Origin of the sequence: Clostridium pasteurianum BC1, from assembly GCF_000389635.1 — a bacterium.
Classification (GTDB): domain Bacteria; phylum Bacillota; class Clostridia; order Clostridiales; family Clostridiaceae; genus Clostridium_I; species Clostridium_I pasteurianum_A.
Window position 1 is genome coordinate 4744678 of sequence record NC_021182.1, and the last position, 13657, is coordinate 4758334.

Annotated in this window: 12 protein-coding genes; 4 read left to right on the forward strand and 8 right to left on the reverse strand. The window is 30.2% G+C overall.

Annotated features, from left to right (window positions below):
* Positions 1-240: 240 nt before the first annotated feature.
* Positions 241-1824 carry a glycoside hydrolase family 32 protein gene (locus CLOPA_RS22090; RefSeq protein WP_431602584.1) on the forward strand — a complete coding sequence of 528 codons (1584 nt, stop codon included), beginning with the start codon at positions 241-243 and terminating at the stop codon, positions 1822-1824.
* 194 nt (positions 1825-2018) lie between these two features.
* On the opposite strand, the gene CLOPA_RS22095 is transcribed toward CLOPA_RS22090, so the two are convergent.
* Together CLOPA_RS22095 and sigI are read right to left on the reverse strand one after the other, a co-directional pair.
* Positions 2019-2720: an anti-sigma factor domain-containing protein gene (locus tag CLOPA_RS22095; protein WP_015617639.1), complete on the reverse strand. Its 702-nt coding sequence runs from the start codon at positions 2718-2720 to the stop codon at positions 2019-2021.
* A gap of 10 nt (positions 2721-2730) precedes the next feature.
* Positions 2731-3432: an RNA polymerase sigma-I factor gene (gene sigI / locus CLOPA_RS22100; RefSeq protein WP_015617640.1), complete on the reverse strand. Its 702-nt coding sequence runs from the start codon at positions 3430-3432 to the stop codon at positions 2731-2733.
* Between the two features lie 320 nt (positions 3433-3752).
* Between sigI and infC the strand changes: the two genes are divergently transcribed.
* Together infC and CLOPA_RS22110 are read left to right on the forward strand one after the other, a co-directional pair.
* Positions 3753-4268, forward strand: a complete 516-nt coding sequence (gene infC, locus CLOPA_RS22105; RefSeq protein WP_015617641.1) for a translation initiation factor IF-3 — start codon at positions 3753-3755, stop codon at positions 4266-4268.
* Between the two features lie 95 nt (positions 4269-4363).
* Entirely contained in the window at positions 4364-4849 is a 486-nt protein-coding gene (locus CLOPA_RS22110) for a hypothetical protein (protein WP_015617642.1), read from the forward strand.
* 82 nt (positions 4850-4931) lie between these two features.
* Here CLOPA_RS22110 and CLOPA_RS22115 read toward each other — a convergent pair whose 3' ends face one another.
* From CLOPA_RS22115 to CLOPA_RS22130, 4 genes are all read right to left on the reverse strand, one after another.
* The gene (locus tag CLOPA_RS22115; RefSeq protein ID WP_015617643.1) at positions 4932-5390 is read right to left on the reverse strand and encodes a DUF441 domain-containing protein; all 459 of its coding nucleotides are present in this window, start codon (positions 5388-5390) and stop codon (positions 4932-4934) included.
* Between the two features lie 131 nt (positions 5391-5521).
* On the reverse strand, positions 5522-7765 hold the full coding sequence (locus tag CLOPA_RS22120; RefSeq protein ID WP_015617644.1) for an ABC transporter permease: 2244 nt from the start codon (positions 7763-7765) through the stop codon (positions 5522-5524).
* Positions 7765-8463 carry an ABC transporter ATP-binding protein gene (locus tag CLOPA_RS22125; RefSeq protein WP_015617645.1) on the reverse strand — a complete coding sequence of 233 codons (699 nt, stop codon included), beginning with the start codon at positions 8461-8463 and terminating at the stop codon, positions 7765-7767. The genes CLOPA_RS22120 and CLOPA_RS22125 overlap by 1 nt, the downstream gene beginning before the upstream one ends.
* Positions 8464-9108, reverse strand: coding sequence for a TetR/AcrR family transcriptional regulator (locus tag CLOPA_RS22130; protein ID WP_015617646.1), 645 nt, complete (start codon positions 9106-9108; stop codon positions 8464-8466).
* Between the two features lie 411 nt (positions 9109-9519).
* Between CLOPA_RS22130 and CLOPA_RS22135 the strand changes: the two genes are divergently transcribed.
* Positions 9520-10692 (forward strand): MFS transporter, encoded by a 1173-nt coding sequence (locus tag CLOPA_RS22135; RefSeq protein WP_015617647.1) that lies wholly within the window; start codon positions 9520-9522, stop codon positions 10690-10692.
* Between the two features lie 192 nt (positions 10693-10884).
* Here CLOPA_RS22135 and CLOPA_RS22140 read toward each other — a convergent pair whose 3' ends face one another.
* Both CLOPA_RS22140 and CLOPA_RS22145 read right to left on the reverse strand, forming a co-directional pair.
* The gene (locus CLOPA_RS22140) at positions 10885-12855 is read right to left on the reverse strand and encodes an FtsX-like permease family protein (RefSeq protein ID WP_015617648.1); all 1971 of its coding nucleotides are present in this window, start codon (positions 12853-12855) and stop codon (positions 10885-10887) included.
* Positions 12842-13609, reverse strand: coding sequence for an ABC transporter ATP-binding protein (locus tag CLOPA_RS22145; RefSeq protein WP_015617649.1), 768 nt, complete (start codon positions 13607-13609; stop codon positions 12842-12844). The genes CLOPA_RS22140 and CLOPA_RS22145 overlap by 14 nt, the downstream gene beginning before the upstream one ends.
* Positions 13610-13657: the final 48 nt, after the last annotated feature.

Genomic DNA, 13657 nt, shown 5'->3' on the forward strand with positions numbered 1-13657 from the left:
TTTATCGGCATTTTTTATCAATTCATCTAAACTTAGTGGGAGTTTGTATTCCCACTAAGTTTAGATGAATTATCCAAGGACGTAGCCACTCTTTACTCCCACTTGAAGAAGGTGAGAGTATTAGAATGGGTAGTCATCAGATAAATAAATTTATACCTTCTTATATATTAAAAGCATCTAAAAAAACAAATATGTATACTTCTTCCCACCGTAGCCAGAATATAAACGAGCAAAGTGGAGGTGTTTAACTTGAAAAAAAGAAAAATTCATAAGATCGAATATAACAAATTAGCTATTTTAATAATTATCTGTTTAATAATATTATCATCTATCTCCTTATTTTTCTATCATACAAATAAGAAGATAGATAGAACAGTTATTCATGAAAAACCAAACTATCGGGCAATATATCATTTTACAACACCTGATAAATGGAAGAATGATCCACAAAAGCCTATATTTCTTGATGGAAAGTATCATTACTATTATCTCTATAATCATGATTATCCAAATGGTAATGGTACGGAATGGCGGCAGGTCACATCAGAAGACTTAGTACATTGGAAAGATGAGGGAGTGGCTATTCCTAAATATACAAATAAAAATGGGGATATATGGTCAGGATCCGTGGTTGTTGACACCAAAAATACTGCAGGCTTTGGGGAAGGGGCCATTGTGGCCATGGTAACACAACCTTCCGGAAGTGGCAATCAGCAGGAACAATGTCTTTGGTACAGTACAGACAAAGGAAAAACATTTAAATCTTATGGTGACCAACCCATTATACCAAATCCGGGTACAAAAGATTTTAGAGATCCAAAAATCATCTGGGATTCTCAGAACGACAAATGGGTAATGCTCCTGGCAGAAGGTACGAAAATTGGCTTTTATGAATCTTACAACCTGAAAAATTGGAACTATACAGGTGGTTTCTTTACGCAAAATATAGGTATTGTAGAATGTCCAGATCTTTTTATGATGCAGGCAAACGACGGAACATATAAGTGGATTCTAGGTGCCAGCGCCAATGGTAAATCTTCTGGCAAACCCAATACTTATGCCTATTGGATGGGTAGTTACAACGGAAAAGAATTTATCCCATATCAAATTGAACCACAATGGCTGGATTATGGCTTTGACTGGTATGCAGGGGTGACCTTTGAGAACGGCAATAGCACCGATAAATTTACGAAACGTTATGCTCTAGCCTGGATGAATAACTGGGATTATCCAAACAATACCCCAACAATACAAGATGGCTTCAATGGAACGGATTCTATTGTGCGCCAGATCAACTTGAAAAAGCAAGCAGATAATACCTATAGTCTAATCTCACAGCCTGTTGAAACCTTGGATAGTCTAATAACGTCAACTGATAATTTTAAACAAATTGAAGTTATTGGGTCAAAAACATTGAAGGTTCAAAGCGAAGCCTACCAACTTGATGCGGATATAAGTTGGTCGGATGCCAAAAATATAGGCTTTAGGCTTCGAGAGTCATCAGATAAAAGTCGTCATATTGATGTCGGTATTTTTGTTGAAGGACAATACTCTTATGTGAATAGAGCTTTTACAGGGCAGCCAGACAAGAGTCAAAAATATATTGAAAGCAAAGCAACCTTTGATACAAGTAAGAAGAATGTTCATTTAAAAATTCTCGTTGATAAAACAAGTATAGAAGTATTTGTTGATGATGGTAAGATTACTTACTCAAGTGAAGTCTTTCCTAATTTAAATAATAAAGGAATAACTCTTTTTTCTATTGGCGGCAAATCCATATTTCAAAATGTTGTAATAAAACATCTTCGTTCCATCAATAGATAGAAAAAGAAGTTGTAATTTATTCCTAGGCCAATTCTTATCCACTACCTATTTCAAAAATAGTATTTAACAGCTAAATCCAGCGTTCTAGTAGCATAAACTCAATTTAGCATGGAAATTTATTGAAATTCCATGCTAAACTCTTTTTTTGCCATTCTAAAGATAATTACTCAGCAATTCTAATTTCAATAAAACTGTTATATAAGCCCATATTGTAATGTGAATTTGTATATGGAATTGCTTTCTATTATCTGGTTTATTAAAAGGAATTTATCCATTGAAATGTTATACTGTTTTGCTTTTTCATATTCGTCTTTATTTCCTGTTAGAAAAATAGTTCTTGTATTTATTTTATTTTCTTTAACACAATTTCCTACAGAATTATTTAATCCTAAATAATCAATTTTCTTATGAAATTCAATCATTGTTATTAAAATCACATTTTCTTCTTGATTTGATATAAATTTTTCCTGTTCAGCAATGTTAATAATATTATCAATCACAATATTTGTAGGTTTATACTCAAATCCATTTATTTTTTTAGCTATAATATTTCCATTGTTATTTAACGCTTTCATTTTTATACAATATCCACAAACATTGTAGTCGATTACAATGTTTGTATTAGTATTAGCATTTGGATTTATGCTAATATTTATGTATCCTTGTGGCTTATAATATGCGATATAATCTCCAAAAATAAATACTACCAATGTAACTACTGCCGCTATAGAAATAACCCATTTCAAAATATGATTCTTACACTTTTTTTGTTCATCTATTATAATCTCTTGTCCAATTTCTACAGCATCACTAATTTTATCTATCCTTATAAATTTTCCTTCTTTTGTCAATACAATAAGTTTATCTTTTAATAGCTCCAGTATAATTGCATTCATATATTCACCTTCAATTTATATATTCTTTTATCACTTCATAATCACCAATCAATACTATTACCAATGCAATAATATATATTCTTCCTCTCTCCAGCTTTTTCCTATGCACAAGCATATTACGCTGAATTTCCTTTATTGGCAGTCTCCTTACACTTGTCAATCTATTTAGCATTTCTGGTTCGGTTATAATAAGTTGTGCTACATCTTTATAAAGTTTTTTGAGATTTTCTTGTTTTGGGGATACTTGTACTAATTCAGAAAATTCTATACCCCATTTTTTTAGTTCTTTTTTATATTCTAAAATTTCTAACTTTCTCAGCTCATTTTCTTTTTCATATTCATATTCTTTCATAGCTTTACTCATCATAGCGTTACTTTCTCTATCATCTTCACCTGTACTAATTTCTTGCAAGCAAATCTTATCTTTCAATTTTTCATTTTTTCTATAATGGTCTATGTTTCTAAGAATAATAACATGTTTAGCAAAAGTTAAAAATTTACCCCTGCTTTTATCATAAGCTTCAATTGCTTCCTTGAAAGCCATCATACCAATAGTAAGTTCGTCGTCATATCCATACTCCAAAAATTTTCCTGTTTTCTTGTGTAAAATACTCGCTATAAACGGTTTATAAGCTTCAATTAATTTATTTAATTCTTCTTGATTCCTCTTAGCTTTTTCTACTCGTTCTTCAAGGGATCTCTTAAGAAACATCTTTTCACCTCACTAAAAAACACTTTATATGTATTCGATATAAAGTTTGTAAATATTAAGGTATTTTTAAATAAAGTTTAATTTAAATAAATTTTTAATTAAACTTTATTTAATCAGTTATCTATGGAGAAAAATTTATAATTTCTCACAGAGTAAAAATTCATTTTATCTGATGGCTAGCCACCAGATAAATATACAAATGTTATCCCCAATCCAAAAATTAATTTCACAAAAAAAATAAAATAGTATTACACCAGTTGTAAAAAACAATTTTAAGTGCTATTATAATATAATGGGTTAATACTCATTATACTTTGGAGGTGTTATATATCAATAAAGATTTAATTTTGAATGAAGGTATTAAGAGCAGAGAAATAAGATTGTCTGGAGAAGATAGCCGCATAATTAAAACAGAAGAAGCACTTAAACTTGCACGAGAAAGTGATTTAGATTTAGTTATGGTTTCTCCAAATGCGAAACCACCTGTATGTAAAATAATGGATTATAGCAAATATATTTATGAACAATCCAAGAAACTAAAATTGACTAAAAAAAGTCAAAAAATTGTAGTTTTAAAGGAAGTAAGACTTAGTCCTACAATAGAAGAGCATGATATAGATATTAAGGCTAATAATGCTAAGAAATTTTTGTCAAATGGCGATAAAGTTAAAGTTTCTATAAGATTTAGAGGTAGACAAAATAATAATACCCAAATGGGTAATAAAGTTTTAGACATATTTATCACTAAAATAGGTGATTTAGGGGTAATTGAAAAAGCTCCACAACTTGAAGGTAGAAATATGTTTATGATAGTAGGTCCTAAAAAACAAGCTTAATCATAATATTTTTTTATTATATACTTTATAAAGAAATGTTTACCACCTTTTAAAGGTGGTTTTGGTTTTTTAATACAATAAAAAGGAGAGTTATTATGTATAAGAAAAACTATAAATTAAAAAAGACTATCTCAATGAAACAATTCATAGTAGAATTTGGAGAAAACTTTTCAGAGCATATAAAAAAGAGGCTATTAGAACTTGATGTAAGATGTGTTCTCACAAGGGAAGAAGATGAAAATAGGTTGGATCTAAAACATGTAGAACATACTAAATTTGACTGTATATGTGATAATTCTAATAACTCTAAAAAAGAATACGTCTATGGGGAATTTGTTGTGATAGACAATATACTATACTTCTCGGAAAAATGTACGGAAAATTCTTCTGTTATGCAATCTCCAATTGTAGACACAGTGTATGCTTCTTTAAGTAATGACGATTCTCTAGTTTTTGGAAATACTTCATTAAAAAAAGTGGATGATATCAACATAGATTATGTCATAGATACCATGCTTACAGTATATCCTGAAGTTTCTCAAAGATATATTGAAATATTAAAGCATATGAGTTCATATTAAAACTATAACCACAAATTCTACATCATTGTCTAATACAAATATTTACTCATTTTTACTTGTTATTTATTTTTAAATAATTAAATTATTCTTTGTGAAATACCTTCATAACTAATGCAAGTAGACCAGTAGTAATAAGAGGTCCTACAGGAACTCCCCCTAAAAAGGCCGCTGCTGCTATTGATCCTAAAATTAGTGCTGGCATTACATCTCCATGTCCTTGCACAGTTAAATACTTTAATCCAAGGCCGCTTAAATAGGTAGTAAAGAACGATAATAAAAGTGCAATTATTCCTATCACTGAAGTAAGATTATCTTTAATTTTAAAGGGGCTTATGCTTCCATTTGCTATTGGGATAAGTATAGCCGCTATAAGCAGCACAAGCGCCCAAAATACTCCACTCTTATCTAAAGCAGGAAAAATATATTTTTCAATATTCAGAAGCTTAATAATTAAAAGTATAGCTGTAGCAACTGACACAGAATTGGCTTTTCCTATTATTGAAATGGCTAATATTATCACTAGTATTATATTGGATTCCAAATTATATCATCTCCAAAATAAAGTTCATACTAAAAATAATATTCAGCTATCTATTCTTATATTCATATTTTGGTCACCTTCAAATAAATAACTAATATATTTAACTTATTATTTATTTGAAGATACCTTAATTATTCTCTTCCAGATTTTAATGCTTCTGTCATAGAAATTTTATTAACCTTCTTTTTACTTAAGACTTTGGATATTTCATAAGTGAGATAGATTACTATAAATCCAACAACAACATAAATATACTCTATAGTAACTGGGAAATCCATATTCATGCCTTCCGTGACAGATTGAAACATTACCTTCAAACATGCCAGAAGTAATGGTACTCCTAAAACATATCCCAATACGACTATAAAAGAGGAGCTATTTAAAATAAGTGAGTACACTTCCTTATTTTTATAACCCAATACTTTCATAAGTGATATGTTACCTTTATTCTCTTCTATAATTAAAGAGGTTACTACGTATATAACTATTAGTCCTATGACAAAGGATATAAGAGCTATACTTCCAATGGAATACTGAAGAGGTTTTGTCATGTTATCAAGAGCCTTTTTTACATCAGAAATTGTAGTAGAACTTATAAGTTTACCCTCTGGTATATCTATTTTTTTATCACTCCATAATCCCATATAGCTACCTTCTGGCAATTTAAGCATACTATTAAACTTCCCAATAGGCATATAAATGTAGCTCCCTACGTAACTATCAGCAATACTATCAATAGTAATACTATATTCTCTGGAATCCAATCTGTTTACAACTTGTATAGTATCCTTTGGTTTAACCTTAAGCTTATCTGCAAGAGGTTTTGTAATAATGACTTCATTGGTACTTAATTTTGCTCCTGACATGTCTTTAAAGTATATAAACTTTGAATTATTGTTAATTCCATATACAGAAAAACTTGTTTTACTGTCATTCTTTAAAGTAAAAGGTGATACTGAAAAAACTTCTCCACTAGAGTTTGCTTGTTGCTGGAGAGAATTAAACACATACTCATACTGATATTTATATACATTGCCATAAGTATCCTTAGTCAGTAAATCCATGGAGCTTTTTGACGCAAAACCCAGAAGCAAAAGCATAGTTGCAAAAATAACTCCCAACAAGAGAAAGACACTTCTTGGTACACTTCTAAGCTGTTCCCTTATTTTAAACTTAGTAGAAAACTTAAATTTATCAAGCCTTATATTTCTTTCAATAAAACCAACTTTACTACTCTCTTTGCCACCTCTCATCAAATCCACTGGTGAATACTTAAGTGTTTTATTTACTATAAAATATCCACAAATAACAAGAAAGATTATAGGTAAGGCTATACTGATTGCAATATATTTTTTATTTAATGCTAAAGTATTTAATGGCATATTAAAATATCCCAGCATAAAATCTATCATAGGTCTTGTAGCAATAAATCCCAGTACAGTTCCAATTATTCCGCCTGATAAAGAAATAAATAATGGATACATAAGGTAATGCTTCATTATCTCCTTTTTTCTGTAGCCCAGTGCATAGAGGGTTCCAATAATTATAGATTCTTTTTTCAGCATTCTCACCATGACCACTCCTGTTAATATGCAGGTTAGAATGATTATAGCTATTGGCATTGAGGAGCTCATCTGATTTATACTGTCAATTTTTGCCTTAACATAAGTTATTCTTGGATTTTCACTAGTATTTGTCCATTTTAAAATAACTATATTTTCATCTCTTATATAGTCTTTGAATTTAGAAATTCTATCCTCTAAACTACTGCTATCCCCTTTAAACTTAATAGCATAAAAAGTATTGCCTTCATTCATATTATTAAAGTCATTTTTACTAATCACTGCTATTCCAAAATTATTAGGATCGTTTAGCAAATCACTTTCCTGCTTTATTGGATATATATAATTAGGCAAAGACATAAATCCAGAAATATTAAAATTCCTATCATATATTCTTATGCTGTCGCCAATTTTCAAATTATTAGCCTTTGCATAGGCAGGATCTATGAGAATTCCACCATTTTTCAAACTATCTCCCTTGATAATTGCAGGTATATCCACCTTTGAATTTTCACTGAATACCCTTAAAACCTTATCTGTAGAAACCGAATAATCTATACTTTTAGTTTCTTCTATAGTCATGTTAAATTTCTTTTCTAATTCCTCTATATTTGCTAATTTTTTATCTGATACAAAGCTTGCATCTTCCTGATTGTATTTTTCTTGAAAATTGGAAAAGGCAGTTGACATATTGCTGGAGAGCTGATTAAACATAGTATAAAGCAAGCAGCTTATGATAATGAGCATTAAGGAACCTACATATTGAGACTTATTTTCCAGCATAGTTCGCTTTATCTTTTTATTAATAATCATTACCACTCAATTCTTTCTGCTGATACAACAGTATCATTAACTATTTGCTCTTCGATTCCACCATTTTTTACCTTGTAGATTCTATTGGCCATACTACTTATAGCTTCATTGTGAGTTATCATAAGTATAGTTGTACCAAAATCTTTATTTACCTGCTGCAAAAGCTTTAGTATTTCCTTTGAGGTAGAAAAATCTAATGCTCCTGTGGGCTCATCACATAAGAGCAGCTTTGGATTTTTTACTACTGCCCTTGCAATAGATACCCTTTGCTGTTCCCCTCCGCTTAACTCCCTTGGAAATCTGTGCTTTTTTTCAAGCATTCCCACTGCCTTCAACACCTCATCTGTGTCTAGTGGATTCTTACTTATATTTGATACCACCTCAATATTCTCTCCTACAGTAAGATTGGAAATTAAATTATAAAATTGAAATATAAAACCTATATTTTCTCTTCTGTAATCTGTAAGCTGATTATCACTTAACTTTGTAATATCCACACCATCTACAGTTACACTACCGGAATCACCACTATCTATACCACCTATTACATTGATCAGAGTGGATTTACCTGACCCTGAAGGTCCAAGAATTACTCCTATCTCGCCTTTATCCAGTTCTATATTAATACCCTTAAGTACCTCAGTAGTTATTTCTCCTGTAACATAGCTTTTTCTTAAATTTTCTACTTTTATAAACATTTAATTGGCCCCCATTCCATTTTTTAATAATTCAAGTAGCCTTTTAATGTCATTATCAAAGCTTTCAAAATCATTATTCATAATATCTGAGCCTTCACTTCTAACTCTCTTCATTAAATCTTCCTTAAATCTTATAGATACACCTGTCATGAAAATTAAAATCATATTGTCATCTATATCCTTTCTGATAGATCCATTTTCTTTTCCTTTTCTAATAAGTTCAAGTGTATACTTGTCAGAAATTTTCATCATATTGGATATAGATTCATCTGTTATACCGCCATATTTTCCAAAGAATACATTCTGAATAAAAATACACATTTCTTTTTCATCTTGCAATTGTACCCACATGTTTTTAGAGGTTTCATAGGAAAAATCAAAAATATTAATATCTTTATCCTTAACAGCCTCATATTTATTATATTTTTCATAAATAAATTCTAAAGACCATTGTATTGAAAATAGGAAAAGTTCTTTCTTATTTTCAAAGTACTGATACATACTTCCCTTTGCAACTTCTGCTTTTTTGGCAATATTCCCTATATTGCCTTTTTCAAATCCCTTCTCTAAAAATTCATTTATTGCTGCTCTCAATATTCTTTCTTTCTTTTCATCATTAAGATTAAAAAAAGTTTCTTTTGGCACTTTTGTTTGCCCCCTGTACATAATTTGAATATCAAACTTTTGTTTTAAAGTTCTGAACAAATTTATTTTTATATGATATCGACATGACTATGCAGTCATATGACTCTATAGTCATATTCTAGATCTAGTAACCCTATAAGTCAATATACTTTTATAAATTTTTATATTTAATTCAGCAAGCAATCTGGCAACCTATTGATAATACTTGATTTTCTAAAAAATTTTATAAGTAACTCTATTTACAAAAATAGAAAATATCAATTCAACAACATAAATGTAGTAGCCGCGGCACTAATTTTTATTATATTAATACCTCTATAGTTAAATTAACGGATGAGATTTCTAATTCTTTGTATTTGCAGAACAATAATGCACATAATATATTTATTAAGATAGTTAGGAGAATTGCTTATGTGTAGAAATGCCAAGGTTCTACTTGTGACAAGTTCATTATTTGCCTTTTCCATGGGATTATCCAGTATTTTTATAAATGTATTTTTTTGGAGAGAGACAAATAATTTGATTGTAATTGCTCTTTACAATTTAATAATTAATTTAACTACCCCCATAACTTTTGTCTTTGCAGGTATACTATCAAAAAAGAAAAATGGAATTTGGTCTTTAAGATTGGGTCTGCTAATTTACGCACTTTTTTTTGCTCTCATATTGTATATAGGAAATAAAGGTACTATTTATATATACTCTCTTGGAATTATTTCTGGCATGGCAGCTGGTTTTTATTGGCTTCCCTTTAATGTTCTATGCTGTGATTTTACAAGTATCAATAACAGAGATACTTTCAATGGATTAAATGGTGGCTTTTCAGGACTTGCAGCCATCATCGGACCTATAACTGCTGCAGTTATAATTAATGGATTTAAAGGACTTGCAGGATATAGAATAGTTTTTACAATTACCTGCGTTATATTTATTTTATTGGTATTAATCAGCGCAGTTTTTAAATGTAATGATTATTCTGATAAACTTGATTATAAAAGAGCCTTTGGCGGTAATAATGAAAATTGGAGGATCATTAGAAAGTCAACATTTTTTCGGGGTCTTAGGGATTCGGTAATGATGTTTCTCATAAATATACTGGCAATTGAAGTATTTAAAAGAGAACTTACCTTAGGAATATTTGCACTAGTTGCCTCGCTTATAACATCTTTTTCCTACGTGCTTGTACAAAAAATAATCAAACCACCACATAGAAGACTTGCAATATTAATTGGAATTATAGGTTCCTTTTTAGCCGTTTGGCCATTAATTATAAATATAAAATATAGTACACTTTTTATGTATGCTATAATTGAAGCCTTTTGTCTTCCATTTTTTTTGATACAACTTTCTTCTGCAACTTTTAATGTTATAGACAGTGCAAAAGAGGAAAATAGTAGAATAGAATATATGATTAATAGAGACATAGTACTTAATGGAGGAAGAGCCATTAGTGTAAGCATATTAATAGTAATTATACTTATATTTAAAGATATATCTGCAATAAAAGCTTACCTTATTTTTTTAAGCTTTTCACCACTAATATCAGGATATTTTCTCAGAAAACTAAAGAATATTTTGAGCTAAAAGCCTTTAATGTCCGTTTATCTATTGGAATTACTGGCTTTGTAGTAAGCTATTTTAAAGGAGAAATTAAAAATATAGTTTGTTTAAGCAAAAAATGCATAAAAGAATGTGAAAACTGAATTCAACATTCCTTTATCTAATATTTTTATGCTAGTAGAGTACAATTATTTATTAGAAACCTTAATTATGTCTCTAGCTATTTGAACGAACAATTTTCATATATGCTTTAACTGAAAGCATATAATAGCATAAATAAATTGCTATATATACTGCTGCCATGATAAGAGTACACTTTATTACAATTTTGCTTGTGCCCATTAGTTTAATAATATACACAGACAAAGCAGCAGAACTGTGAAGCAAACTAACTAAAAGCGGTAGCCCGAATATTAAGGCAAGTTGTTTTGAAACCATATGTCTCATTTCCCTTTTATTGGCTCCTATTTTTCTTAACACATTATATCTTTCCTTATCTGAATAAGCTTCCATTAATTGTTTATAGTAAAGTATGCTGCCTGTAGAAAGTACAAACAAAATTCCAAGTAACATTCCTATGAATACATAGCTTCCCAACAATCTATATGCACCAGCATTCTCACTATAAAATGAATCAAAGTATCTATCTTCAGGGATTATTTGCTTTAATTCAGTAACAAGTTTTTCACTCTTAAGCGAATTGTCCAAGCTATATCCTCTTATTACTGTGCTGCTATTTTTATTTATATCAACTAATTTTTTGAAAAAAGCATCCGTAACTACAATAGTTGTTCTTTGAAAATTATTACCCATTACACCTTTATCATTAGAATCCACAATATTTAAATCAAAGGATTTTCCCAAAGTCTCACAGCTAACCTTCTCACCTTTAAGTCTTCCCCTTTTGGTGTCATTACTCATTTCAATAAAAAAACATTGATTATCGTTTGTAAATTTTAAATTTTTAACTATCCCCAAACCATCAGATGCCTTAGTAAGTTCTGTATTATTAACAATTTCGTTATATTCACTTATAGACATTATATTAACCCCAAAGGGTGCCTTTAAATCTTTACTGTAGCTACCCTTATATTTTGGTGTTAACGCTGTCCCATCTATAAGAACAATATTCGACTTATGGGTAACTTTTACTTCACTGTGCTTATTTATTATTTTATCTACTTTATTATTTAAAGCTTCATCTCCACTTCTATACATTAATGAGAAGGGTGCACTGTATGAAATCTGTGTTTCCAATGACATATAGAAGCTAAAGGAAAATCCCAGTGCAGTAATTGCAACAGCAGAGATTACTGCTATGGTGGCAAGAAGATTGGAATTGGCTTTTATTCTATATAATATCTGAGAAATGCTTATAAGATTCTCTCCTTTATAATATAATTTCTTGTTTTTTTTCAGCCCATAAAGCAGTATTACAATAAAATTATTGAACAAAATGTAGGTCCCTACAACAACTAATATTAATACAAGAAGTCCAAAGTACATCATTTTACTTCCACCTTTAAGGAGGTTATTATAAGCAATAAAATAACCACTAAAAATCATTACAATAGATATTAATGCCATGATTTTTGATGCTTCAGGAGCCTTTTCAGCTTCCTTTTCTGCACTTAAAAGTTCAATGAGCTTAAACTTATATATTATCTCAGAGGATTTAATTGAATTAAATACAAACAAAGCTACAAATATTATAGTAGTGGCAATGACTGCCTTTAGCTCTACTGTAAAATATACAGAAACGCTGCCTTTCATTATATTTACAAGAAGTTGTAAAAGAAATTTTGACGCTATAGCGCCTAGGGGTAGGCCTATAATAATTGACAATATTCCAAGGGACATATTTTCACAAAATAAGAGAGTGCCTATCTCCTTCTTTTTCATACCTAAAATGGAGTATAACGCCATTTCCTTCTTTCTGCTTTTTATGAAAAAACTGTTAGCGTACCAAATAAATAGAGCTGAAAAAATTACCACTATAATTGAAGCTGCTTTAAATACAGTATCAACTTTTACTTTTCCACTACTAAAAGCTTGTATCTGTTTATTAAAATAAATGGAAAAGAACGTAAAAAGCATAAAAACAGAAAATAAAGTACTTATAAAGTATGAAAAATATCTACCAAAATTATGTTTAATATTATAAACGCCCAGCTTAAACAATGTCACTTAAAGCACCTCCCAAAGTAGAAAGTGTTTCAAGAATCTCATTGAAAAATTCCTTCCTGCTGCCCTTTCTTTCAAGTTCACAATTCAAAAGTCCATCCTTGATAAATATAATTCTATTGCAGTAACTGGCAGAGAAAGCATCGTGAGTAACCATAACTATTGTTGCAGCATTCTGTTTGTTAAGCTCAGAAAGGTTCTCTAAGAGCTCCGTTGAAGACTTTGAATCAAGTGCTCCAGTAGGTTCATCCGCTAGAATCAGCTCTGGTTCCGTTATAATTGCTCTTGCCGCTGCAGCTCTTTGTTTTTGGCCACCTGAAACTTCATAAGGAGACTTATCAAGTATGTTGTCAATGCCAAGTACTGCACTTATTTTCTTTACCTTTTCTTCAATCAATCTAACATCTTGTCTTGCAAGAGACAGTGGAAGGATGATATTTTCCTTAAGTGTAAGTGTATCCAGCAAATTATAATCTTGAAATATAAAGCCAAGTCTGCTGCGTCTAAATTCTGACAATTCATCTTCATCAAGATTAATTATACTTTTACCTCCAATGATTACAGTTCCGCCAGTTGGCGTGTCTATAGTAGATATAACATTCAAAAGAGTTGATTTGCCTGAGCCTGAAGGCCCCATAATACCTAAAAATTCACCTTTTTTAACAGAAAAGCTTATGTCCTTTAAGGCCTGTGATTGGTTTCCATTTAATTTTGAGCTGTAAACCTTTTTAACATTTCTAACTTCCATTACATTCATAAGAATTCCCTCCTAAATTTAACTTCAGTTAGATTGTATATTTACGGT